The organism is Providencia zhijiangensis (assembly GCF_030315915.2).
GTDB classification, from domain to species: domain Bacteria; phylum Pseudomonadota; class Gammaproteobacteria; order Enterobacterales; family Enterobacteriaceae; genus Providencia; species Providencia zhijiangensis.
Window position 1 is genome coordinate 686,929 of the sequence record NZ_CP135990.1, and the last position, 25,899, is coordinate 712,827.

The window sequence follows — 25,899 nt, forward strand, 5'->3', positions numbered from 1 at the left end:
GTCTAATAATGTAAGCAGGCAATTAAATGAAAAATCGATAATAAGCGAGTGCCATTATGAGAATAGGGATTGATTTAGGCGGTACAAAAATTGAAGTGGTCGCGCTGGATGATGGCGGCAATATTCTATTTCGTCAGCGTATGCCAACGCCGAGAGGCGATTATCAAGGCACTCTTGATGCAATTAAGCATTTAGTTGATGAGGCAGAAACCGCAACAGGGCAAGTCGGGAGTGTGGGGTTAGGGATACCCGGAACACTTTCTCCAGTGACGGGAAAAGTGAAAAATGCCAATTCCACATGGTTAAACGGACAACCATTCGATAAAGATCTCGCTGAATGTTTAGGTCGCCCTGTCAAAATGGCGAATGATGCCAATTGCCTTGCCGTTTCAGAAGCCGTCGATGGCGCAGGGGCAGGGGCCAAAGTGGTGTTTGCCGTGATCATCGGAACGGGTTGCGGTGCGGGAATAGCCATCAATGGGCAAGTTCATTCTGGTGGAAATGGCGTAGCAGGTGAGTGGGGACACAACCCTTTACCATGGCAAGATGACCAAGACCGGCTATTTCTGGCAGACGAAAAATGTTATTGCGGACTGACTGGCTGTACTGAGCAATTTGTTTCCGGTACCGGTTTTATGGCGGATTATAAAAAACTGGCCGGAGAATCTAAAACAGGCACCGAAATTATTCAATTAGCAAAAAATGGCAATAAACACGCGATAAAAGCCTTTGAACATTACCAAAATCGCCTAGCAAAAGCATTAGCACAAGCCGTCAACATGCTAGACCCAGACGTCATAGTGTTAGGGGGTGGAATGAGCAATGTCGATGAACTCTATGAAAATCTGCCAGAAAAGATTCGCCAATGGGTGTTTGGTAGAGAGTTTGATACGTCAATTCGGAAGGCGGAGCATGGGGATTCGAGTGGGGTGCGAGGTGCGGCCTGGCTATGCTCTTCCTAATTTGCCCCATGACGTTGTTAGCTGCTCTCTCTAGCCCTAGTCACATACTTATGTATGCTCCTAGGGTCTAGCTCGTTGGCTGCCTAGTCATGAGGTAAATTAGTTTGAGCATGAATGAAGATTGCTCGTCATACTTCACGCCGTAGCTGCGTTGGCTTCGCTCGCTAACCCTAGTCACATACTCGTGTATGCTTCTAGGGTCTAGCTTCATTTGCCGCCTTGCTCGTCATACTTCACGTCGTAGCTGCGTTGGCTATGCTTACTAGCCCTAGTCACATACTAATGTATGCTCCTAGGGACTAGTTTCACTTGCCGCCTTGCCACAACGCGAATTATTTAGAGCAATAGTTAATAGTGGCTTTTGTCGATAACTCAAATAATAGCGGTGATTTTTATCGGATAAATCTATTTTTGTGAGCTATATAAAAGTCGGGATTCATAAATGGACTAAAACCGTGATTTAGTCACAAAAAATGGTTACTGTTTGCAGGCATTATCATTAAAACTTGATATCCAACACACAGTGACAGACTCTATTTCGGGTATGGTTGGGTTTTTGACCAATAACCATGAAATGAATCTGGACTTTATGAGAGGCATTCTCTCAAAAGGCAACAAAGGGGATTTAACGTGAAAAAGGCTCTAAAACTTTCATCTTTGGCACTGCTGGTGGCATTTAATGCCAACGCTGCCACAGTTGACTTGCGTGTTATGGAAACATCCGATGTACACAGCAACCTCATTGACTTCGACTACTACAAAGACAAATCTACTGAACAATTTGGACTGGTACGTACTGCGACATTAATCAAAGCTGCGAAAAATGAAGCCACCAACGCTATCCTGGTGGATAACGGTGACTTAATCCAAGGTAGTCCACTGGCTGACTATATGGCCAACAAAGGCTTGAAAGAAGGGGAATCTCACCCTGCTCATAGCTTAATGAACACCATGGGCTACACCGTCGGTAACTTTGGTAACCACGAGTTCAACTTTGGTTTAGATTACCTGAAACAAGCCATTGCAGGCGCGAAATTCCCTTACGTCAACGCCAATATCGTTGATGCTAAAACGGGTGAAAACTATTTCAAACCGTACATCATCGTTGATACTCCGGTAAAAGACCGTGATGGCAAAACGCACACCATTAAAGTCGGTTATATCGGCTTTGTTCCGCCACAAATCATGATTTGGGATAAACCAAACTTAGAAGGCAAAGTGAAGGTGAATGACATCACTGAAACTGCTAAAAAGTTTGTGCCACAAATGAAAAAAGAGGGCGCTGACCTGATTGTGGCAATTCCTCACTCAGGATTCTCACAAGAGCCATACAAAGCGATGGCAGAAAACTCGGTTTACTATCTCAGCGAAGTGCCGGGCATCAACGCCATTATGTTTGGTCACTCACACGGTGTGTTCCCAAGCAAAGAATTTGCCGATATTAAAGGCGTCGATGTGGCAAAAGGTACCGTCAACGGTATTCCAGCAGTTATGCCTGGGCAATGGGGCGACCATTTAGGCGTGGTTGATTTGGTGGTTAACAATGACAGCGGCGATTGGAAAGTGGTTGAAGCTCAAGCCCATGCCCGCCCTGTTTATGATAAAGCCAACAAGAAAGCACTGGTTGAGCGCGATGAATCGCTTGTGAAAATCATCCAAGAGCAGCATCAAGGTACCCGTGATTTCGTGGGTAAACTGATTGGTAAAGCCTCTGAAAACATGTACAGCTACTTGGCATTAGTTCAAAGCGATCCAACGGTTCAGATTGTGAATGATGCTCAGATGGATTACACCCGTAACTTTATCCAAGGTGACCCAGACTTAGCTGACCTACCAGTATTAGCGGCAGCGGCACCATTCAAAGCTGGTGGACGTAAAAATGCGCCTTCTGAGTTTGTTGAAGTGGAAAAAGGGGATTTAACTTTCCGTAATGCGGCTGACTTATATCTCTATCCAAATACCTTAGTGGTAGTAAAAGCAACAGGTGCGGATGTGGTTGAATGGTTAGAGTGCTCTGCGGGCATGTTCAACCAAATCGATGCACAATCAACTAAACCACAAAGCCTAATCAACTGGGATGGTTTCAGAACCTATAACTTTGACACCATTAGCGGTGTCAATTACCAGATTGACCTGACTCAGCCAGCTAAATATGACACCGATTGCCAAGTGGTCAATAAAGATGCTAATCGTATCAAAAATGTGACTTACCAAGGCAAACCAATCGATCCTAAAGCGGCATTCTTAATCGCGACTAATAACTATCGTGGTTACGGCGGTAAATTTGCAGGTACTGGTGATGCGCATATTGCGTTTGCTTCGCCAGATGAAAACCGTGCAATTTTAGCGGCGTATATTGCTAAAGTGTCTAAAGAGAAAGGCGAAGTGGTTTCGAAGGCGGATAATAACTGGTCCTTCACGCCAATTAAAACCGATAAAAAACTCGATGTACGCTTTGAAACTTCACCAAGTGAAAAAGCCGCCGAGTTTATTCAGCAACATGCTCAATATCCAATGAAAAAAGTGGGTACTGACGATATCGGTTTTGCTATTTACCAAGTTGATTTAACCGCTAAGTAATAGCAGTCATAAAATATTGATAACCGAAAGCCTGCCACTTGTGTCAGGCTTTTTTTTCATAGAAAGAAATGTATGTGTGATGACATTTATGTGAAAAAAATAATTAGGGAGAGTGTCATAAAGGAACGAGGTACCGAGGTATCGAAAATAGCTGATTGGCAATGTGCCAGCAAAAGCGGATTAATACAGAAATAAAATTCGGGGAGTTTAAACTTAAGAGTAAATGGCAGCTCCCCGAAATATTATGCTTATTACATCTTCAATTAACTTATTCATAAGTCACGTTTAACATAGGTAATTTACTGTATTTGTCATATTCAACTTTGACATACTCGGATTCCACTTTTTTACCATTTTGCAATGAACCTGAAGCGGTGACTGTTTTACCATTACGATAACAATCAATATTTACGTGTAGTGGTTTAATAAATTTGGCCACCTGAACAGAGGTGATATGCTCACCTCAGAACAACACAGGTGCCTTAATGAAAAAACGAAATTTCAGTGCAGAATTCAGACGTGAATCAGCCCAGCTGGTTGTGGATCAGAACTATACAGTTGCAGATGCCGCGAAAGCCATGAATGTCGGGCTTTCCACCTTGACGCGGTGGGTAAAGCAATTACGGGACGAACGGGCAGGCAAAACACCGAAAGCATCCCCTATCACGCCGGAACAAATTGAGATACGTGAGCTGAAGAAAAAAATTCAACGTATTGAAATGGAAAACGAAATATTAAAAAAGGCTACCGCGCTCTTGATGTCAGACTCCCTGAACAGGTCTCGGTGATCGGGAAACTCAGAGCGCATTATCCTGTGGCCACTCTTTGCTGCGTGTTCGGAGTTCACCGCAGCAGCTATAGATACCGGGAAAACCGGCCTGACAATCCGGACGGCAGGAGAGCCGTATTACGTAGTCAGGTTCAGGAGCTGCACGGCCTCAGTCATGGCTCAGCAGGTGCAAGAAGTATCGCTGTAATGGCAACACACAGGGGCTTCCGGATGGGACGATGGCTTGCCGGACGGCTAATGAAGGAGATGGGGCTGGTGAGCTGTCAGCAGCCTGTTCACCGGTATAAACGTGGCGGTCATGAACACATTGCTATCCCGAACCACCTTGAGCGACAGTTCGCAGTGACAGAGCCCAATCAGGTATGGTGCGGCGACGTAACGTATATCTGGACCGGTAAACGCTGGGCATACCTGGCCGTTGTACTCGACCTGTTCGCAAGGAAACCCGTGGGCTGGGCAATGTCATTTTCTCCGGACAGCAAACTGACAACCAAAGCGCTGAAAATGGCATGGGAAATACGAAATAAGCCATCCGGGCTCATGTTCCACAGTGATCAGGGTAGCCACTATACAAGCAGGCAGTTCCGACAGTTACTGTGGCGATACCGGATAAAACAAAGTATGAGTAGGCGTGGTAACTGCTGGGATAACAGCCCGATGGAGCGCTTCTTCAGAAGTCTGAAAAATGAGTGGGTGCCGGTGACCGGCTACATCAGCTTCAGTGAAGCAGCCCATGCAATAACGGATTATATCGTCGGGTATTACAGCGAAGTCAGGCCGCATGAATATAACGGTGGATTACCACCAAACGAATCAGAAAACCAATACCGGAAAAACTCTAAAACCGTGGCCAATTTTAGTTGACCACTACAACGTGAGTTTTTTGTGAAATATCCACTTCACACTGAGGCTCATAGATATAACCACCAAATGAAACTGTACCTCCTGAAGATGGGTTGATATTACTTGCAAAAGAACAACTCGAAATGAAGATTGCCACTACAGTAGTTAATAAAGATAAACGTTTCATAGTCCACCCCCTTAATAACACTGACCACCATCCAATACTGCTTCTGTGCTCTTATTTTTAGTGTAGTTCAAATACCGATAATGCAAAAATAAAAGTTTAGTCTATAAGTAAATACTATTACCCTGAGGATATAACATATTGATGTCAATCAAATTAAGGTTATTTTTCAGTTTTATATAAGTGATTAAAAAAAGCTGTTTTTTATAAAATTGCGACCAATATATAAAAATGAAATATTATTTTTGAATAAGTGGTCGGCGATTTTGAATAATAATTAAGAGACTGTTTTATGCTGGGGTAATTTGTGATAGGAGAGATTTTTGTATTGTTAAGAATTTAATGAAATTCAGATTTGTTATATATTTAAATATATAATGATTTGAGTGAATAAATAAAATGAAGCCCCTGCAAACATTTGCAGAGGCTATAAAGATAATAACGTTCAGTGATGAATTATTTAAATACTTTGAAACGAACGTCGTCGTCCATAAAGTCTTTATCACCAGCAGGTTGCTCAATTGAACCAAATACCATTTGAGCGCGTAAAATCCAATTTGCTGGGATATCCCACTCTTGTTGAACTTGATTATCAATTAATGGGTTGTAGTGCTGTAATGATGCACCTACATTTTCCTGAGATAATGTTGTCCATACTGCCAGTTGCGCCATACCGCTCGCTTGTTCTGACCAGATAGGGAAGTTATCTGCATAGAGTGGGAATTGTTCTTGTAAACCAGTGACGACATTTTTATCTTCAAAGAAAAGAACGGTACCAGCACCTGCTGCAAAGCTATTAATTTTTTGTTCTGTTCCAGCAAAAGCAGCTTCAGGAACGATAGCACGTAACGCTTCTTTGGTGATATTCCACAGTTTTTTATGTTCTGCACCAAATAACACCACAATACGTGAAGTTTGTGAGTTAAATGCTGATGGGGAGTGCTTAACCGCTTCTTTGATAAGCCCAGCCACTTTCTCTTCCGAGATTGGTAATGAATCGCCTAAGTTATAAATAGTGCGACGATTTTTAATCATTTCGATAAATGCGTTAGACATGTTTGTCCCCTTGCTTTTGTTTAGAGCACGGCAATTTATTGAACAACCTCAGAAGCCGTAACTTGTTTCGAAGTAAATTGTTTCGATGTGAATAACTATAAAGGTATCCCAACCAAATCATAGAAAAAAAATTTAACCTTAATGTTCAAATTTTTGCATGTTGTTATAAAAGTATAATAAATTCATTGGGTTATTTTGATTTTTAACCCTGTTCAGTTAACTAACACGATAGTGACTTGGAAGTTCACTAAAGCCGAGTCCGTTAGTTTTTTTCACCGCAATTTGTACAGGAATTCGTTCTTTCATCGCTTCCACATGGCTAATCACACCAATGGTTTTTCCTGATGCATTTAGGCTTTCTAATGCATCTAGGGCGATGTCTAAAGTTTCAGCGTCTAGCGTACCAAAACCTTCATCTAAAAAGAGTGATTCCAATTGCGTGCGATGGCTCACCATGTCAGAGAGTGCAAGGGCTAGCGCGAGACTGACTAAAAAACTTTCCCCTCCTGAAAGGGTTTTCGTATCGCGAATGCTATCCCCTTGCCAACCATCAATAACCTGCAATTCGAGGTTGGCTAAATGACTGCGTTGCAGTAAGTAGCGACCATGCAATTTATCGAGTTGTTGGTTCGCGAGTGAGACTAAACAGTCTAGGGTTAGCCCTTGAGCATAGCGACGGAATTTATCCCCTTCAGCGGATCCAATTAAGGTATTGAGATAACTCCAATCATCGTAGCTTAATTGGCTCTGTTCAATTTTATTCAATAACTCGCGCTGTTGGTGACGCTGTTGCTGATCTCGCTCAAGCTGGTTAATGATTTGACCTTGTTGCTGGTTCAATATCTTGATTTGGCTCTCTAATTGTTCGAGGGTTTGCTGAATTTGTTCCACTGAAAACTCAGCAAACTCCACTAAATGCTGTTGCTCATGATTTGCCATTGCTGACAGGCTTTCTTGGTAGCGAGTTTCCGCTTCCAGCCGCTGTTGAGTTACTCGCTGTTTAAGCTGCTCCAGCTCAATTTTCTCTTCGGTAGGTAGTAAGGCATTAAGGAATTGCTCTTGAGTCGAGAAAGGGCTGCTACTGAGTGCAGCAACAAACTGAGCGTGAGCGGCTAACTGTCGTTGGCTTAGTTGCTTCAATTGGTGATCAAGTTCTTGAGCACTCCCATTGAGTGCGGCAATATTTTTATCTATTGCGCTAATTTGCTCTGAAAGCGTATCAACTTGATGTGTGTATTGAGCTTGTTTTTCTTGCATTTTTTGAACATAAATAGCAACAGTTTGGCCTTCTAACAGATTCTGGCGTTGCGTATTTTTTTGTTCAATTTGCTGATTTAATTGCTCTAATTGCTGATGCTGAGCAGAAAGCTGCTGAGCTAATTGCTGAGCATTCGCTGTTTCAGCTGCGAGCGTTGCCGTATCAACTTCAACATTTTTCGTGATTTGCAGGAAGGTTGCTTTTTGCGCTTCATAATATTGCCCGCGTTGTTCAATCTCTTGTAGCCAAGTGGTAAATTGCGCTTGGCTTGGCAGGGTGAGATTAAATGGAGCCAGCGAGTCTGTAAGCTGCTGTGCTTGTTGCTCAAAGCGTTGCTGCAAAGATTGCTGTTCAGCTTGGTTTTCTTCTAATTGTTGGGAGTGATGCTTTAGTTTCTCATCAAGAAGAGACAGCTCTGAAAATAGCTGTTTGGCTTGAGTTTGCTGTTCATAATATTGGTTTTTAGCCTCTTGGTACTGACGCTCTAACTGTGCAAATTCGTTGATGATGGCTTGCTGAGCGGTAAGCTCTTCTTGTAATTCAACGAGGGATTGCTCTACCGCTGACGTGGTTTTGGCTAGTTCAGGGATATGTGCTTGCTCACATGCCTTTATCCATTGATTGTTCAGGTTATTGAACTGCTCTTGTAGTTGCTTTTGAGCCAATTCGTTATCTTGCTGGCGGCGTTTGTCTGCTTGCAATAAGGCTTGCTGCTCAGTGAGCTTTTGTTTTTCGGTCTCCATTTGAGTCATCAGCGTAGCCAGTTGTTGCTGAGTCTCATTGGGCATAACGGCTTGATATGATGCTAAAGCAGGGTGCTCCAACGAGCCACAAAGCGGGCATGGATCTCCTTCAATGAGCAGTTGGCGTTCATGTTCTAAGCTGACAATTTTTTGTTCTAGCTGAAGTTTTTGCTCTAAAATTTGTCGTTGAGGCAGGAGCTGAGTCACTCTATCTTGCGTAATGGCAACCTGTTGCTCTAATCGGTTGATAGATTCGCCGAGTTGGTTTTGTAACTGTGTTTGTGAATGTAATTGCAGCTGTTTTTCTTCATGTTGAGTCAGTAAAACAGGTAATATTTTCACATGCTGCAAACGCTCTTGTCGCTGTGAAATCGCAGCCTTAATTTCTTCGATATTGTACTTTTGTTTATATTCCTGAAACTGCTTTTCGAGCAGATTAAAGCGAGAATGCTGCCCTTCTAAATGGCTTTGAGCCTGTTGAGATTCTTTGGATTTTTGCTGCTGAACCTGTTGTAGGGTTTGCCATTCAAGGTTGATAACTTGCTGTTTTTTCTGGCTTTGGTTTAGGCGCTCTGTAAGTTCATAAATAAATTTTCCTTGCTGTTGCCAGCTTCCGAGCTGCGCGACAATCTGAGCATCATTTTGATGTTTTTGTAGAAATAACTGGGTTGTATTCAACTCATTATTGGCATGAAGAATTTTCTGCTGGGTACTTTCTACACTGGATTTTTTCTGCAAATATTCGCCATTTAGCTGATTTATTTGCTCGGCTAATTGGTTTTTTTGCTGGTTAAGTTGTGCGAGTAAATTGTCGAGTGGTCGTACTTCGTTATCGATCATTGCCGTGGTTTTTTGTACCCACTCTTTATATTGATTTTGTTCCGACTGAGCTTGAGTGTATTGGGCAACCAATGGCAAGCGCTGCTTTTGAGCGTCTTCTAAAAGTAATGTGGTGCGCTGCTGCTTTTGGGTCTGTTCATCGAGTTGAGTTTGCAAGTTTTGCACGGCCAGCCAATCAGGACGTAGCGCTTCTGCTGGGGCGCTTTGTTCCAGCTTATGTAAGCTGGCTTCTGAGGCTTGATATTGCTGTAAAGCTTGCTGCTGTGCAATCTGTAATCGCTGGGTATTTTGCACTAATTGTTGATGTTGCTGGTGCCATGTTAGCGCTTGTTGATGGCGGTTTTTATTCTGGCTCAGTTGCTGTTCTTGCGCTAAATATTGTTGCTGTTTTTCAACGAGTTCTTGATGCTCTGATTCAGTAAGTAAGTTAATGCTGCCCGCTTGCGCTCGAAGAATATCGAGATCGGTTTTAGCTTGTTTATGTTGGTTAAAAATATACACCGAAATCTGGCTGTAAATTTCGGTGCCAGTGATTTCTTCTAGTAAATCGGCACGCTCTTTTTCGGTGGCATTTAAAAAGGCTGCAAAATCCCCTTGAGAGAGCAAAATGGATTTTGTGAAACGCCCAAAATCTAGCCCGGTGATTTGCACAATTTTTTCACGCACTTCACTGATTTTTTCTGCGATGATCTGCCCATCAGCGACGGTTGCCAGCTCTGCTTTTGCATCTTGCAGGTTACCATCGGGTTTATTGTTTGCCCGGCGTTGACTCCAAAATGCGCGATAAGCGATGCCTTTAACTTCAAACTCCACTTCAGCTAAACATTCGCCAGTATGGCGGGTCATCAACTCATTTTTGCTTTTTGATATTGCCCCTAACCGTGGAGTCTGGTGGTAAAGCGCAAGGCAGATAGCATCCAATAAGGTGGTTTTCCCCGCGCCAGTTGCGCCTGTGATAGCAAATAATCCATTACTGGCAAAAGGCTCTTCTGTGAAATCAATCTTCCATTCACCTTTTAGGGAGTTAATGTTTTTCAGGCGTAAGCTTAAGATTTTCAAAGTTATTCTCCCTGCTCATTGCGCAAGTTGGCGTAGGATTGCTTGAACAGCTGCAATAAACGCTGCTCTAACGCTTTGTCTTCCAGTGACTCTTCGGTAAGTCGTCGGGTAAAAACTTCTTCGGCAGTCAGTTCACTTAATGTTTCATTCTGCGGAGTGAGGTTTTGACCTGTTTGTGCCCGTCGAGCTCGGCGTAGGCGAACAACTTCGACAGGGAGTTCTTGGGTGAGCGCCTCAATACGTTGCTGGATATCACCAAGGTAGTCTTGGGTGGCGACTTCAATATCTAACCAAATAGGGCGCTCATTTTCTTGGACAGGTAAGTCCATTAATTGTTTTTGCAGTTCTTTCAACGAGCCTTTTAAACTCAATAGCGGCTGGAAAACGGGAATTGGCAGCAAAGTGGCATTGGTAAATTGGTGCTGATTAAACTCCACTAAGCAGACACTTTTTTGTTGTTGTGATTCGTCAAAACTGAGTGCAATCGGAGAGCCGCTGTAGCGAATATGTGCTTGTCCACCAATCAGTTGAGGCCGATGGATATGTCCGAGCGCAATATAATCAGCAGGTGGGAACGCACCAGAAGGAAAGGCATCCAATGTGCCGATATAAATTTCACGCACGGAATCTGTCAGTTCTGCACCGACGACGGTCAAATGCCCCGTGGCAATAATCGGGATATCTAAGCCCTGCTCAGTACGTTGCTCAACGGCTTTTTGGTAACAGCTTTGGTAGTGTTCACGAATGGCATTTTGTAATGAAAGTTGTTTTTCTTCACTGCTTTGCCCCGCAATACTGACTTGGATATCTCGTGGCCGTAAAAAGGGGATTGCGCACACTAACCCATTTGGGTTCCCTTGCTTATCTTTCAATGTGATGACAGGGGATTCGCTGTTTGATGTGATGACGTGAGTATTTAAATAACGTAATAACGCGCTGGATTCATTCAAAACAGAGACAGAATCATGGTTTCCACTCAAGATAACTAATTGGCAGCCTGTTTTTTGCAAATCAACAATAAACTGGTTGTAGAGTTCGCGCGCATAACTTGGCGGTGCGCCAGTATCAAAAACATCGCCAGCCACAATCAGGGCATCCACTTGGTACTGATTGACTTGCTCTATTAACCAACGCAAAAAGTGTTGGTGTTCAGCAGATCGGTTTTTAGTGAAAAAATACTGACCTAAATGCCAGTCTGAAGTGTGGATGATGCGCATGAGCTAGCGGTTCCTGTGATTATGACGCTTTTACTATATTAATATTCTGATGCTTTATACTCATATTCAAACCATTTGGTTTGCTGTGTCACAGTATACTGTATATCGGTTCAGTGAAAGCAAAGGTATGGCAAATTAAATAGTAAAAATAAGAGAGTTGCGAAGCGCTTCGCAATGATAGCCAGATGTGGTGTTAATATTTCACTTACATGACATTAAGCTGTTAATCTAATGATAGATCTTGATTGCGCGTTAAGATATTCATAATTCTGTCACAAAACTGACGCATAATGCGGTCACATTAAAAATCTCTTCTTATTTACAGGAACAATCATGGCAAGACGCATTCTAGTCGTTGAAGATGAAGCGCCCATCCGAGAAATGGTTTGTTTTGTATTGGAACAGAATGGTTTTCAGCCGACAGAGGCTGATGATTATGATTCTGCGATAGCGCAATTGGTTGATCCCCTTCCTGATTTAGTATTATTGGATTGGATGATACCCGGAGGTTCCGGTATCCAAGTCATTAAACATATGAAGCGTGATAGTGCTACGCGCGATGTCCCCGTCATGATGCTAACGGCAAGGGGCGAAGAAGAAGATCGCGTGAAAGGATTAGAAGTGGGAGCGGATGACTATCTCATCAAACCGTTTTCACCAAAAGAATTGATAGCCCGTGTTAAAGCTATTTTACGACGTATTTCTCCAATGGCGACAGAAGATATTATCGAGATGAACGGGTTAGTGCTTGACCCTACTTCTCATCGCGTTACCAGCAAGGAAATTCCCATTGATATGGGGCCTACCGAATATAAATTACTCCACTTCTTTATGACCCATCCAGAGCGAGTTTATAGCCGTGAGCAGTTACTCAACTATGTTTGGGGTGCCAACGTGTATGTGGAAGACAGAACGGTGGATGTCCATATTCGTCGTTTAAGAAAAGCGTTAGAGTTAGATGGACATGATAAGATGGTGCAAACGGTTCGTGGTACTGGCTACCGCTTCTCTGTTCGCTATTGAGAAACCATTAGGGAGAAACATGGGTGCTTGAACGCTTATCCTTAAAACAGCTGATTTGGGGGCTGTTTTTATTTATTTTACCCGCATTGATACTGTCTGTTTTTATTGGGCATCTTCCGTGGCTGCTAGTGATCTCGCTACTCGCAGCACTCATTTGGCACGGATATAACCTGTTAAAACTCTCTGACTGGCTCTGGTTGGATAGAAGTATGCTACCGCCGGATGGCAAAGGGGGATGGGAACCAATATTTTATGGTATCTATCAGATGCAGCAGCGTAACCGTAAGCGTCGCCGTGAGCTCGGGCAGCTGATTAAGCGTTTTCGCAGCGGGGCTGAATCCTTGCCTGATGCCGTAGTAATCATGACCACCGAAGGCAATATTTTCTGGTGTAACCGCCATGCTCAACAGCTTCTTGGTTTTCGCTGGCCTGAGGATAACGGGCAGCATATTTTTAACTTATTACGTTATCCTGATTTTAGCCGCTATTTCACCGTGAAAAACTATGACCAAGCGCTGACGATTGAGCTTAACAGTGGCGAAATTGTTGAGCTTCGTATCTTACCGTATGCGAGTGATCAACTCTTGATGGTGGCTCGAGATGTGACTGAAAAACGCCGCCTAGAAAAAGCACGTAGAGACTTTTTTGCTAACGTTAGCCATGAGTTACGCACGCCATTGACCGTTATCCAAGGTTATCTTGAAGTCATGGATGATCAAGAAGGCACTTCACCGATGAATAAAAAAGCGTTGTCGGTGATGCAAGAACAGACTCATCGAATGGATAACCTAGTGAAGCAATTGCTGCAATTATCCCGTATAGAGGTTGCCCCTCAAATTAATCTAGATGAACAGATTAATATGCCAGTCATTCTTAAGATGATTGAACAAGAAGCGATTAGCTTGAGCCAAGGGCGGCACGAGTTTGAATTCAGTATTGATGAAAAACTTCGAGTTCATGGTAATGAAGAGCAGCTACGAAGTGCGGTTGCTAACTTAGTGTATAACGCCATAAACCACACGCCAGACGGCACGAAAATTAAGGTGAAATGGCAGCGAACCAGTAATGGCGCGCAGTTTAGTGTGAGTGACAATGGTCCAGGAATTTCAGCCGAGCACCTTCCTCGCTTAACAGAGCGTTTTTATCGTGTGGATAAAGCGCGTTCAAGGCAAGGTGGTGGGGGAACAGGGTTGGGCTTAGCGATTGTTAAGCATGCTGTTCAACACCATAGTAGCCAGCTCTCAGTAACCAGTCAGGTTGGCAAGGGCAGTGAGTTTTCATTCACATTACCACCAGTGTTTATTGTGTCAGACAAGAAAGTGAATACATTAAGCGCAAAATAATCTAAAAAATGAAACCTTGCTAATAAAATCATCATATTAGCAAGGTTTTTTGTTTTGTTTCTCACCCTATATTGGTGCTATTTCTAACGCCTACGCTATATTTTCAATTTTATCCTGCAATTTTCTTCATCTTATTCTGTGAATATTTCTTCGGTATGGTTAAAAAATGTTTTATTGATGATTTTTTAGCCTGAATATATACGGGATATTGCAATTTTACTGACAGTAATCACTGGTTCTTAAATTTAGTTTGGTGCATTGTTCTTGTTTTCGGGTTTGCTCTTGCCTTTTTTCCCTATAAAAGTTTTACTTGTCGCCAGTTATTGGCGATTTTTACTGTTTTTTGATGTTTAGTATTGCAAAGCTAACCAAGACATGCATTTTGTATTGTTAATGTAATGTTAATCAGAACTCTATTTCGTCATATATGTTCCAATAGGTTACCGATGAAGTGACCTGTTTTTATTTCATAATTTACTAAAAATTAACATAATATGGCTCATCGTTTATCATCCAGAGATATCCTCGCCTTAGGTTTTATGACCTTTGCGCTGTTTGTTGGGGCTGGAAATATCATTTTCCCGCCAATGGTCGGTTTACAAGCCGGTGAACAAGTTTGGACTGCGGCACTTGGCTTCTTAGTCACCGGTGTCGGCCTTCCTGTTCTTACCGTTGTTGCATTGGCGAAAGTGGGGGGCGGTATTGAAGCGCTCAGCACGCCAATTGGCAAAACCGCCGGTCTGCTATTAGCTATCGTTGCGTATTTATCGGTGGGGCCTCTTTTTGCGACCCCAAGAACGGCAACCGTTTCTTATAAAGTGGGTATTGCGCCACTGCTGGGCGGTGAATCTGAAATATCGCTGCTGGTATATAGCGCCATCTATTTTGTACTGGTGATCGGTATTTCGTTATACCCAGGTAAATTGCTAGATAGCGTTGGGCACATTTTGGCGCCAGTTAAAATGTTGGCGCTGGCAATTTTAGGTGTTGCTGCGGTTATGTGGCCTGCTGGACAACCGATTCTGGCAACCCCTGAATACCAAGATATGGCATTTTCCAATGGCTTTATTAATGGCTATTTAACGATGGACACATTAGGTGCCATGGTTTTTGGTATTGTCATTGTGAATGCGGCGCGTTCCCGCGGTATTGAAAACTCCTCATTATTAACTCGCTATACCATGTGGGCAGGATTAATTGCTGGGGTGTTATTAACTCTGGTCTATTTATCGCTGTTTAAACTGGGCGAAAATAGTGGATCATTGATTCCAAATCCAGCTGATGGCGCTGATATTCTTCACGAATATGTTCAATACACGTTCGGTAACTACGGTAGCTTCTTCTTAGCGGTGTTGATTTTTGTTGCCTGTATGGTGACTGCTGTAGGGCTAACCTGCGCATGTGCTGAGTTCTTCAGTCGCTATGTACCTATCTCTTACCGTAAATTGGTATTGATTTTAGGCTTGTTCTCTATGGTGATTTCAAACCTAGGACTGAGTAAGCTGATTGCGTTCTCATTACCGGTATTGGTTTCGATTTATCCACCTTGTATCGTTTTGATTTTGATGAGCTTTACGTTGAAGTGGTGGCGTAACCCAACCATCGTGATTGCTCCGACGATGTTAACAAGCTTTGTGGTCGGTTTGATTGGTGCCGTGAAAGCCTCTGATAACTTGAAGACTTATATCCCTGACTGGATGACGTCTATTCCGCTGTATCAGCAAGATTTAGCGTGGTTATTACCATCACTGGTTGTGTTAGTGGTTGCTGCGCTATGTGATAGATTGATCGCGCCATCAAGTGAGCATCATAAGCACGCGTGATTGACACTAGCTTGTTGAAATAAAAGGCCACTTCTATGAAGTGGCCTTTTTGTATCAAAAATTCGGAGAGACTTCATTGGTACCCAGTACTAATTATTCTTTAAATTAGTACTGGGTACCAGTATACTCAACGTGAATTTGAGAATGGAGTCTCTTATGAATTACTTAGAGTTTGTTGAAACTACGGTTTTTAGTAAAAGACGTAGACTACTGATGGATGATACTGAATTTCAGTCATTCCAAACTTTTTTGCTAGAAAACTACGCACTAGGCGATACGATAAGCCATACAGGTGGTTGCAAAAAAATTCGCTGGAACCGGACAGGTATGGGGAAGAGTGGTGGTTTAAGGATTATCTACTATGTTCGGGCGATGAATGGTCGGATATATCTACTCTTAATTTATCCTAAAAATGAACAAGATGATTTGAGTGAGCAGCAAAAATCAATACTAAGAACCTTGAGTAAACAGTTCAGCTAATATCAAAACTGATGAGTTAAACCTCTACAAATGAGGAAAGATAATGGAAAAAACACTATTTGATGATCTAGTCAGTAGTATGGAGGAAATGATCGCTATTGAAAAAGGCGAGAAAATTCCTTCTTCTGAAAATATTCACCGGCATGAATTACCGGATGTAAAAGCGATTCGCAAGCAAGCCGGAATGAAACAGCAGGAATTCGCTGAGGCAATTGGGCTTAGCGTAGATTTAGTTCGAAGCTGGGAACAAAAACGTAGAACACCTTCAGGTATTGCATTGAAAATGTTGTTTTTATTGGAAAAGCAACCGGGAATTATTAATTTTTTACGAACAATTCATATCTAGTTGATTAGTTAAACCCCGTCAATTATACGGGGTTTAACTATTGTAAGTTTTAACTCACACCCACGGCACTTTTAATTCACACCGACTGCACTGCCCGCGGGGCGGCGAACATCGTTGGAGCCGTAAATAAAGCCTTCACGGACTTTGCCAGAAACAGCAGAGTCGTTGCCGGAAGATTTTGCGCTCACACCCGCACCGTCAGGAATACCGATCATAATTAGCTCAGCAGCGCCCCATGGGGTCTGCTCTACCATCTTATAGCCCATCTTATCGAGTAGCGCTAAACTGTCTTTAGAGACACCGCGTTGCTCATAGTAAACCTCGTCAGGCAGCCATTGATGGTGAATGCGAGGGGCATTCACTGCTTCTTGTGGTGGCATGCCGTGGTCAATAATGTTTAGTGCAGTTTGCAAGGTAATTGAAATGATCCTTGAGCCTCCTGGAGAGCCGAGTACTAAGAAGACTTTACCGTCTTTAGTGACAATTGTTGGGCTCATTGATGATAGTGGGCGTTTACCGGGGGCGATAGAGTTTCTTTCCCCTTGCACTAACCCATACAGATTTTTCTCGCCAACTTTGGTGGTGAAATCATCCATTTCATCATTCAGGAAGAAACCTGTACCCGGCGGGATCACCACTGAACCAAATCGACCATTAATCGTATAAGTGGTTGAAACAGCATTACCTTTGTCATCCACAACAGAATAATGGGTGGTTTCCGGTTTTTCGTGAGGCCCTATTCCTGGTTGGACTTCAGTGGATGGTGTCGCTTTATTTGGCACAATTTTTTTGCGCAGATCAGCGGCGTACTGTTTGCTGAGCAGTTTACCCGTCGGATTATCTACAAATGCAGGGTCGCCTAAGAATGTATTGCGATCCATATAGGCGTGGCGCATCGCTTCAGTGAGCGTATGAATGTATTCTGCGGAGTTGAAACCCATCTCTTTGAGATCATAACCTTCTAAAATATTGAGGGTTTCGCAGATAGTTACGCCACCCGAACTTGGTGGTGGTGCAGAGATAAATTTGTAACCACGGTAGGTACAGCTAACGGGAGTGGTATCTGAAATGGAGTAATCAGCAAAGTCTTGAGCGGTTAGGATCCCGCCATTTTTCTTCGATGCCGCTTCTACGATTTTAGGAATATCTCCTTCATAGAATGCAACAGGGCCTTTATTGGCAATTTTTTCCAGTGTGTTTGCCAAATCGGTTTGTACCAGCAAGTCCCCCGGTTGGTAAGCACTTCCATCCGGTTTTAAAAAGATCCGAGCAACTTCGGGGTCTTGTTTGAAGCGTTCGGTCGTTGTGTCGAGTACATCGGTATCGCCACGGGTTAGGACAAAGCCTTCTCGAGCAAGTTTAATAGCGGGTGCCATCACTTGCTGGCGGCTCATGGTGCCATATTTTTCAAGGGCATAATCTAAGCCTTTCACTGTACCCGGCACACCCGATGCGAGGTAGCCATATAAGCTGGCATCTTTGATAAGTTTGTCATCTACATATCGGCGCTGGCAGCTTTTGGGGCGGTTTCTCGGAAGTTAATAAAGATATCTTTGCCATCAGCAAGGTGCAGTGTCATAAAACCACCACCACCAATATTGCCACAGCAAGGGTTAACAACGGCTTGGGCATAACCGACTGCTACCGCTGCATCCACTGCATTTCCTCCGGCTTTTAAAATGTCAGCACCAATTTGTGAAGCGAGGTGTTGAGAGGAGACAACCATGCCTTTTGTTGCTTCAACGGCAGGTTCGGAAGCGACATAAAGTTGACTTGAAGTTAGCAACGAAATCAGTAGTAAAGAAGGGCACCATGCATTTTTTATCATTGGTATCTCCCGATTTAGTGAAGGAAGTAACGCGTAGATGTAATACAAATAAATAATTTGTTAAATATTTGTATCACCAAGATATAGCATGAATGATTTGAAGGGCTGAATAACAAAAGTGAAAAAGTGTTAACGCGGTAGGAAAAATTTTAGATAGGCATAGATATAGAAATGCCGGCATTAAGCCGGCACTTGGAAACTTAACAGGTCAAATTACAGACCAGTTGCGTTCTTAGTCAGGTAAGCAGCAACGCCTTTTGGAGATGCGTTCATGCCTTCTTTACCTTTTTCCCACTGAGCTGGGCAAACATCACCGTGCTCTTCGTGGAATTGCAGCGCGTCAACCATACGCAGCATTTCGTCGATGTTACGGCCTAATGGCAGGTCGTTAACCACTTGGTGACGAACAACACCGTTTTTGTCAACTAAGAAAGAACCACGCAGAGCAACGCCCGCTTCTGGGTGCTCGATGCCGTAAGCTTTCATGATGTCGCGTTTGATATCAGCAACCATCGGGTATTTAACTTCACCGATACCGCCGTTATCAACAGGAGTTTTACGCCATGCGTTATGAACGAATTCTGAGTCGAAAGAAACACCAACGATTTCTACGCCGCGTTTTTTGAACTCTTCATAGCGGTGGTCGAATGCAATCAGTTCTGAAGGACATACAAAAGTGAAGTCCATTGGCCAGAAGAAGATCACAGCTGGGCGACCGTTCAGGTGTTTTTTCAGGTTGAAGTTTTCAACGATTTCACCATTACCAAGAACAGCTGCAGCAGTAAAGTCAGGGGCTTGACGTGTAACCAGAACCATAATGTACTCCTATGAGTTTTAAGGGTTTCTATCTCCGCAATCGAAATGGGGCATGCGGATAAATATAACCTAAGGATAAGGTTTTATCCTTGGAGAATAAAGACATTAAAACCAATCAATATGATAGCTTTTACCTATCAATGGTATCAATTTGGCAGATTAATATCAATAAGATAGTTTTATTCCATTAAAGTGCAAGTTTTAATTTATTCGGATGCACGTAATGTGAACTCTTGGGCAAAAAGTTGCTGTTTTGCCGTCTCAATCATTTGAGGATAAAACTGAAAGAAAATATGTTCAAGTTCTAGATAATTAAGCAAAAAATCATCAAATGAGCCACTAAGGGCCGCGAGTTTTGGACGGCGCCTTGCCATGCCATTAAGTGACTTACCTATGTACGCTTTTTCTGCGTATCGCGTCAGCCATTGCTGAGGCCAGAGATACTCATTTAACTCCTGAAATTTTTCAGGGGTATGACACAAATCCGGTTCAATGGTTTGCCTGGAAAAAAGCACAAAATCAGAGAGTGAATGTGAGGGAACGAGACGTTCCCAATGCAGAGAAAGAAAATGATCCCAGACTAAATCTAAGGTGATAGGCGCGACTCGGCGGTATTCTTCGCGAAATAGCTGGCGCGCTTGCTTCACGAGCGGATGGGTATCTGTAATTCTATCTACGGCTCTGTGCATACGGATCCCTGCAACCACATCCGGTGAGTAATCTCCCGCAGGGTTACCGCGTACGTAGTCCGCCATCATGTTCCCCAATAGGGAGCTTTTGGCAAGATAGGCTAGGTGAAGATGAGCAAGATAGTTCATGGCGGTACTATAAACGAAAAATATCAGAAACGAAAAAATGAAAGAAAAAAGAGTGCAGACACATTCCGTGCTGTTTCAGAAAATATTTGCATAATATTGGTTCTTTTTTATACAAAATAGCGCTTATTTCTTGCGCCAAAGGCAGTGCAGCACTAGACTAGTCGCCTTATTTTTTTAGATTGATGTCAATACAATGCGTGTATCCGATTTTACTTTTGAATTACCAGAAGAACTTATTGCCCACTATCCTCAGGCTGAGCGTAGTTCATGTCGCTTACTTGGTCTTGATGGTGCCACGGGACAGCTCACGCATGGTGTGTTTACCGATATTCTTGAAAAATTGGAGCCGGGGGATTTGCTAGTGTTCAACAACACTCGCGTGATCCCTGCTAGATTGTTCGGTCGTAAAGCGAGCGGCGGTAAAATTGAGGTTTTGATTGAGCGTATGCTCGATGAACATCGTGTTTTGGCTCATGTTAGAGCCTCTAAAGCACCAAAAGAGGGTGCTGCGCTGCTACTGGGTGAAGATGAAAGTGTGAATGCGACGATGGTCGCTCGTCACGGTGCACTGTTTGAGCTGCGCTTTGATGATGCGCGCGATGTGTTAAGCATTCTGAACCAAATTGGGCACATGCCATTACCACCTTATATCGACCGTCCAGATGAAGAGTCTGATAAAGAGCTATATCAAACCGTGTATAGCCAGCGTCCGGGCGCAGTTGCTGCACCAACAGCGGGTTTACACTTTGATGAGCCTTTATTAGAAGCATTACGCCAAAAAGGCGTTGAGATGGCATTCGTGACATTGCATGTCGGGGCGGGAACGTTCCAACCGGTGCGTGTTGATTCCATCGAAGACCATATTATGCACTCTGAATATGCAGAGGTTCCGCAAGAGGTGGTCGATGCAGTGTTAGCGTGTAAAGCGCGTGGAAATCGTGTGATTGCCGTGGGAACAACGTCTGTTCGTTCACTGGAAAGTGCCGCGAAAGCCAGCCAAGATGCTTTAATTGCTCCATTCTTTGACGATACCCAGATATTTATTTATCCGGGTTATGAATATCAAGTGATTGATGCCCTGATCACTAACTTCCACTTACCAGAATCCACATTAATTATGTTGGTCTCTGCGTTTGCGGGATATCAAAACACCATGCAAGCCTATAAAGAAGCTGTTGAGCAAAAATACCGTTTCTTTAGTTATGGTGATGCCATGTTTATTACGCCAAATGCTAATGCTCGTTTTGAGCAAGTCGGCTCGGCAGAACAAGAATAAGTGGCGGCGTAGCTGCTCGCTTAGATTCAGTAACCAATAGCACCAGACTGTTTTTCTGATGCTAGGAGATAAAACGTGAAATATGAATTACAGACAACCGACGGTAATGCGCGTCGTGGTCGCCTGATTTTTGAACGCGGTGTGGTAGAAACTCCAGCGTTTATGCCAGTAGGAACTTACGGCACGGTTAAGGGAATGACTCCTGAAGAAGTGAAAGAAACCGGTGCTCAAATTTTACTGGGTAACACCTTCCACTTATGGCTACGTCCGGGTCAAGAAATCATGAAATTACATGGTGACCTGCACGACTTTATGCAATGGCAAGGCCCGATCTTAACGGATTCAGGCGGCTTCCAAGTCTTTAGTCTTGGTGCAATGCGTAAAATTAAAGAAGAAGGTGTTCATTTCCGTAATCCAATTAATGGTGAAAAAGTCTTCTTAAGCCCCGAAAAATCGATGGAAATTCAGTACGACCTCGGTTCTGATATCGTGATGATTTTCGACGAATGTACGCCGTATCCAGCTGATTGGGATTACGCAAAAACATCAATGGAAATGTCATTACGTTGGGCAGCACGTAGCCGTCAGCGCTTTGATGAATTGAACAATAAAAATGCGCTGTTCGGGATTATCCAAGGCAGTGTTTACGAAGATTTACGCGATATCTCCGTGAAAGGGCTGGTGGAAATTGGCTTTGATGGGTACGCTGTAGGCGGCTTAGCAGTCGGCGAGCCAAAAGAAGATATGCACCGTATTTTAGAGCACGTATGTCCGCAAATTCCAGCAGAAAAACCACGTTACCTGATGGGCGTTGGTAAGCCGGAAGATTTAGTGGAAGGCGTACGTCGTGGTATCGATATGTTTGACTGTGTGATGCCGACACGAAATGCGCGTAACGGACATTTATTTGTTACTAACGGCGTGGTAAAAATCCGTAATGCGAAGTATAAGTCAGACACATCACCTCTTGATGCAGAGTGTGACTGCTATACTTGTCGTCATTACAGTCGTGCGTATTTGCATCATCTTGACCGTTGTAATGAAATTTTGGGTGCGCGACTCAATACCATCCATAATTTACGTTACTATCAACGCTTAATGGCGGGTATTCGCCAAGCAATTGAAGCGGGTAATTTTGAGCAGTTTGCTGCGGATTTCTATCAGAAGATTGGCAAAGCCCAGCCTTCATTAAATAGAGAGTGAATTTAAAGTGCGAAGTTAGCCCGAACTGTGTAGCATATCGGGCTGTACCCTTCGTTCTTGCAGCTGATTGTGGTTATTGGCATCAGCCAAAAGAATTATTTAGTGCAAATTATGGTTTTTAGTTCTAGTTATATGAAGGTTTGATGTATTTTATGTAACTTGAACTAGTTAAAGTGTAAGTTTGAAATTGCTTTCAATAACAATGAGGAAAGTTGAATGAGTTTTTTTATTTCTGAAGCAGCGGCATCAGCAGGCGCACCCGCTCAAGGTAGCCCGTACTCTCTGATTATTATGCTGGTTGTTTTCGCGCTGATTTTCTATTTCATGATCCTACGTCCACAGCAAAAACGTGCTAAAGATCACCGTAAACTGATGGAATCAATCGCTAAAGGTGATGAAGTTTTAACCACTGGTGGTTTAATCGGTCGTGTGACTAAAGTGTCTGAAACAGGTTATGTTGTTCTTGAGCTGAGTGAGAACACTGAAGTAACTATCAAACGTGATTTCGTTGCTGCTGTTCTACCTAAAGGCACAATGAAAGCAATCTAATTCTGAATTTTCCCGAAGGGAACTGCCGTGCTAAACCGTTATCCTTTATGGAAGTATCTGATGTTGATCACTGCGATCCTCATCGGTTTGCTGTATGCACTTCCAAACCTATATGGTGAGGATCCGGCTGTTCAGATCACTGGCGTGCGGGGAACCGCCGCCAATGAACAAACGCTGATCCAAGTCCAAAAAGCTTTAGAAACAGACAAAATTCAGAGCAAATCTGTTGCTCTCGAAAATGGGGCAATTTTAGCCCGTTTCAACAACTCTGACGTTCAGTTACGTGCTCGTGAAGTCATCATGAATGCACTGGGTGACCAGTATGTTGTTGCATTAAACCTTGCACCTGCTACACCAAAATGGCTTGAAGCTCTCGGTGGTGAACCGATGAAGCTGGGTCTGGACTTACGTGGTGGGGTTCACTTCCTGATGGAAGTAGATATGGACACTGCATTAGGTAAATTGCAGGAACAAAACATGGATGGTTTGCGTAATGACTTGCGCCAAGCAGGTATTGCGTACTCTTCTATTCGTAAAGGCAGTGATTACAGCGTCGAAGTTCGCTTCCGTAACGCTGATGATCGCAGTCTTGCTGAGAAAACACTGGCGCGTAAATACCCAGACTTAGTGTTTTCTGACGGCAGCGATAACACCATGATTGCTGTTATGACAGATGAGCGCTTACGTGAAGCGCGTAACTATGCTGTCTCTCAAAACATCACGATCATTCGTAACCGTGTTAACCAATTAGGTGTTGCTGAACCACTGGTTCAACGCCAAGGTGCGGATCGCATTGTTGTTGAATTACCGGGTATCCAAGATACTGCGCGTGCAAAAGAAATCTTAGGTGCAACTGCAACCTTAGAATTCCGCTTAGTGAATACTGGCGTAGATAGCGCAGCGGCAGAAAGTGGACGAATTCCGGGTGACTCAGAGCTTAAATCTGATCGTAACGGCGTGCCTTATGTTCTGTATAAGCGTGTTGTCTTAACGGGCGACCATATCACCGATTCTACATCTGAAACCGATGAAAATGGTTATCCGCAAGTGAGTATTAGCCTTGATAGTGCCGGTGGCTCAATCATGTCTGACTTTACTCGTGACAACCAAGACAAGCTGATGGCAACCCTGTTTGTTGAATACAAAGACAGTGGTAAAAAAGATGCGGCAGGTCGTGCGATTCTAGTTAAAGATGAAAAAGTGATTAACGCTGCACGTATCCAAGCTCGTTTCGGTAGCAAATTCCGTATTACGGGAATTGATAATGCGAACGAAGCGCGTCAATTATCTTTACTGCTGCGTGCGGGTGCATTGATTGCGCCAATCCAAATTGTTGAAGAGCGTACTATCGGTCCAACATTGGGTATGCAAAACATCGAGCAAGGTCTGAAAGCGTGTATCGCGGGTCTGTTAGCCTCTATCCTGTTTATGATTATTTACTATCGTAAATTTGGTCTGATTGCGAGTAGTGCTCTGATGGCTAACCTGGTCTTAATCGTGGGTGTGATGTCTCTGTTACCAGGGGCGACGCTAACCATGCCAGGTATTGCCGGTATCGTCCTAACCCTTGCGGTTGCCGTCGATGCCAACGTTCTAATAAACGAACGTATCAAAGAAGAACTTCGCAATGGACGCTCAGTGCAACAAGCGATCCACGAAGGGTATAAAGGCGCCTTCTCAAGTATTACCGACGCAAACTTAACGACCTTAATCACCGCAATTATTCTGTATGCAGTGGGTACTGGTTCGATTAAAGGCTTTGCGATCACGACAGCGATTGGTGTCGCAACCTCTATGTTTACAGCTATTGTTGGTACACGTGCAATCGTGAACCTGCTATACGGCGGTAAACGTATTAACAAGCTGTCAATTTAAGGAGCACGTTGTGGCACAGGATTATACTGTTGAACAATTGAACTATGGCCGTAAAGTCTATGACTTCATGCGCTGGGACAACGTTGCCTTTAGCATTTCTATCGTTTTACTGATCGCTTCTTGCGTGATTATCGGTGTGAAAGGCTTTAACTGGGGACTTGATTTTACGGGCGGTACCGTCATTGAAATCAACCTGAGTCAGCCTGCTGATTTGGATAAAATTCGTGATAGCCTGTCTAACTCGAATCATAAAGATCCATTAATCCAAAACTTTGGTAGCAGCCGAGACATCATGATCCGTTTACCGCCAGTTGAAGGCGTAGCGGGTCAAGAAGTCGGTAAAGAAATCATTACTATCATCAATAAAAACGTTGATGAGCAAGCGACGGTTAAGCGTATTGAATTCGTAGGACCAAGCGTAGGTGCTGAGTTAGCACAAACAGGGGCATTAGCGTTATTAACAGCGCTTATCTGTATCCTGATCTACGTTGGTTTCCGTTTCGAATGGCGTTTAGCGGCGGGTGCCGTACTGTCACTGGCTCACGACGTGGTGATCACCTTAGGTATTCTGTCTCTATTCCACATTGAGATTGATATGACCATCGTGGCGTCATTGATGTCAGTTATCGGTTACTCCCTTAACGATAGTATCGTGGTATCTGACCGTATCCGTGAAAACTTCCGTAAGATCCGTCGCGGTACACCGTACGAAATCATGAACGTCTCTTTGACCCAAACATTGAGTCGTACCATCATGACATCAGCAACGACATTATTAGTGGTTCTGATGCTGTACCTGTTTGGTGGCGCGATGTTAGAAGGCTTCTCACTGGTTATGTTAATCGGTGTGACAATTGGTACGATTTCATCTATCTACGTGGCTTCTGCATTAGCACTGAAGATGGGTATGAAGCGTGAGCACTTAATTCAGGCGAAAGTCGAGAAAGAAGGCGCAGACCAAGAGTCTTTATTACCATAACGAATACA

At 43.5% G+C, this 25,899-nt stretch carries 19 protein-coding genes and 1 pseudogene; 13 read left to right on the forward strand and 7 right to left on the reverse strand.

Annotated elements, in window-relative coordinates:
- Positions 1-56: 56 nt before the first annotated feature.
- The 3 genes from mak (at position 57) to QS795_RS03005 (ending at position 5,196) form a co-directional block, all read left to right on the forward strand.
- Positions 57-962, forward strand: a complete 906-nt coding sequence (gene mak, locus QS795_RS02995) for a fructokinase (RefSeq protein ID WP_286272452.1) — start codon at positions 57-59, stop codon at positions 960-962.
- Between the two features lie 630 nt (positions 963-1,592).
- A complete protein-coding gene (locus QS795_RS03000) occupies positions 1,593-3,542 on the forward strand; it encodes a bifunctional 2',3'-cyclic-nucleotide 2'-phosphodiesterase/3'-nucleotidase (protein ID WP_181478013.1) in 1,950 nt (649 codons plus the stop codon).
- A 485-nt stretch (positions 3,543-4,027) separates the two neighbouring features.
- A protein-coding gene (locus QS795_RS03005) for an IS3 family transposase (protein WP_166685554.1) occupies positions 4,028-5,196 on the forward strand; the annotation gives its coding sequence in 2 pieces (ribosomal slippage) (positions 4,028-4,277 and positions 4,277-5,196; 1,170 coding nt in all).
- On the opposite strand, the gene QS795_RS03010 is transcribed toward QS795_RS03005, so the two are convergent.
- The 4 genes from QS795_RS03010 to sbcD form a co-directional block, all read right to left on the reverse strand.
- Positions 5,189-5,362, reverse strand: a complete 174-nt coding sequence (locus QS795_RS03010) for a hypothetical protein (RefSeq protein WP_286272168.1) — start codon at positions 5,360-5,362, stop codon at positions 5,189-5,191. The two genes, QS795_RS03005 and QS795_RS03010, sit on opposite strands and share 8 nt — an antisense overlap.
- A 453-nt stretch (positions 5,363-5,815) precedes the next feature.
- Entirely contained in the window at positions 5,816-6,415 is a 600-nt protein-coding gene (locus tag QS795_RS03015) for a nitroreductase family protein (protein WP_036953792.1), read from the reverse strand.
- Positions 6,416-6,631: 216 nt separating this feature from the next.
- Positions 6,632-10,315: an AAA family ATPase gene (locus tag QS795_RS03020; protein ID WP_286272107.1), complete on the reverse strand. Its 3,684-nt coding sequence runs from the start codon at positions 10,313-10,315 to the stop codon at positions 6,632-6,634.
- 2 nt (positions 10,316-10,317) lie between these two features.
- Positions 10,318-11,532, reverse strand: a complete 1,215-nt coding sequence (gene sbcD / locus QS795_RS03025) for an exonuclease subunit SbcD (RefSeq protein ID WP_286272109.1) — start codon at positions 11,530-11,532, stop codon at positions 10,318-10,320.
- A gap of 333 nt (positions 11,533-11,865) precedes the next feature.
- Between sbcD and phoB the strand changes: the two genes are divergently transcribed.
- The 5 genes from phoB (at position 11,866) to nadS (ending at position 16,547) form a co-directional block, all read left to right on the forward strand.
- Positions 11,866-12,555: a phosphate regulon transcriptional regulator PhoB gene (gene phoB / locus QS795_RS03030; protein ID WP_036953802.1), complete on the forward strand. Its 690-nt coding sequence runs from the start codon at positions 11,866-11,868 to the stop codon at positions 12,553-12,555.
- A gap of 23 nt (positions 12,556-12,578) precedes the next feature.
- Positions 12,579-13,898: a phosphate regulon sensor histidine kinase PhoR gene (phoR, locus tag QS795_RS03035; RefSeq protein ID WP_286272111.1), complete on the forward strand. Its 1,320-nt coding sequence runs from the start codon at positions 12,579-12,581 to the stop codon at positions 13,896-13,898.
- 494 nt (positions 13,899-14,392) lie between these two features.
- Complete coding sequence (gene brnQ / locus QS795_RS03040; protein WP_154602754.1) at positions 14,393-15,721, forward strand: branched-chain amino acid transport system II carrier protein; 1,329 nt, start codon at positions 14,393-14,395, stop codon at positions 15,719-15,721.
- A gap of 156 nt (positions 15,722-15,877) precedes the next feature.
- Positions 15,878-16,201 carry a type II toxin-antitoxin system RelE/ParE family toxin gene (locus QS795_RS03045; protein ID WP_286272112.1) on the forward strand — a complete coding sequence of 108 codons (324 nt, stop codon included), beginning with the start codon at positions 15,878-15,880 and terminating at the stop codon, positions 16,199-16,201.
- Between the two features lie 43 nt (positions 16,202-16,244).
- Positions 16,245-16,547 carry a NadS family protein gene (gene nadS / locus QS795_RS03050; RefSeq protein ID WP_286272113.1) on the forward strand — a complete coding sequence of 101 codons (303 nt, stop codon included), beginning with the start codon at positions 16,245-16,247 and terminating at the stop codon, positions 16,545-16,547.
- A gap of 71 nt (positions 16,548-16,618) precedes the next feature.
- Here nadS and ggt read toward each other — a convergent pair.
- The 3 genes and pseudogenes from ggt to QS795_RS03065 form a co-directional block, all read right to left on the reverse strand.
- A pseudogene (gene ggt, locus QS795_RS03055) lies at positions 16,619-18,375 on the reverse strand (gamma-glutamyltransferase).
- 213 nt (positions 18,376-18,588) lie between these two features.
- Positions 18,589-19,191, reverse strand: coding sequence for a peroxiredoxin C (locus tag QS795_RS03060; protein WP_036953813.1), 603 nt, complete (start codon positions 19,189-19,191; stop codon positions 18,589-18,591).
- A gap of 206 nt (positions 19,192-19,397) precedes the next feature.
- Complete coding sequence (locus tag QS795_RS03065) at positions 19,398-20,009, reverse strand: acyl carrier protein phosphodiesterase (protein WP_154602751.1); 612 nt, start codon at positions 20,007-20,009, stop codon at positions 19,398-19,400.
- A 193-nt stretch (positions 20,010-20,202) separates the two neighbouring features.
- Here QS795_RS03065 and queA point away from each other — a divergent pair, with 193 nt between their 5' ends.
- The 5 genes from queA to secF all read left to right on the forward strand — a co-directional run bounded on the left by queA (position 20,203) and on the right by secF (position 25,891).
- Entirely contained in the window at positions 20,203-21,285 is a 1,083-nt protein-coding gene (queA, locus tag QS795_RS03070; RefSeq protein ID WP_154602750.1) for a tRNA preQ1(34) S-adenosylmethionine ribosyltransferase-isomerase QueA, read from the forward strand.
- Between the two features lie 75 nt (positions 21,286-21,360).
- Positions 21,361-22,488, forward strand: coding sequence for a tRNA guanosine(34) transglycosylase Tgt (gene tgt / locus QS795_RS03075; RefSeq protein ID WP_132496177.1), 1,128 nt, complete (start codon positions 21,361-21,363; stop codon positions 22,486-22,488).
- A gap of 216 nt (positions 22,489-22,704) precedes the next feature.
- Positions 22,705-23,037 (forward strand): preprotein translocase subunit YajC, encoded by a 333-nt coding sequence (gene yajC / locus QS795_RS03080; RefSeq protein WP_006657183.1) that lies wholly within the window; start codon positions 22,705-22,707, stop codon positions 23,035-23,037.
- A gap of 27 nt (positions 23,038-23,064) precedes the next feature.
- Positions 23,065-24,912 carry a protein translocase subunit SecD gene (gene secD, locus QS795_RS03085; RefSeq protein WP_071992161.1) on the forward strand — a complete coding sequence of 616 codons (1,848 nt, stop codon included), beginning with the start codon at positions 23,065-23,067 and terminating at the stop codon, positions 24,910-24,912.
- Between the two features lie 10 nt (positions 24,913-24,922).
- Positions 24,923-25,891 (forward strand): protein translocase subunit SecF, encoded by a 969-nt coding sequence (secF, locus tag QS795_RS03090; RefSeq protein WP_181478017.1) that lies wholly within the window; start codon positions 24,923-24,925, stop codon positions 25,889-25,891.
- Positions 25,892-25,899 lie beyond the last annotated feature (8 nt).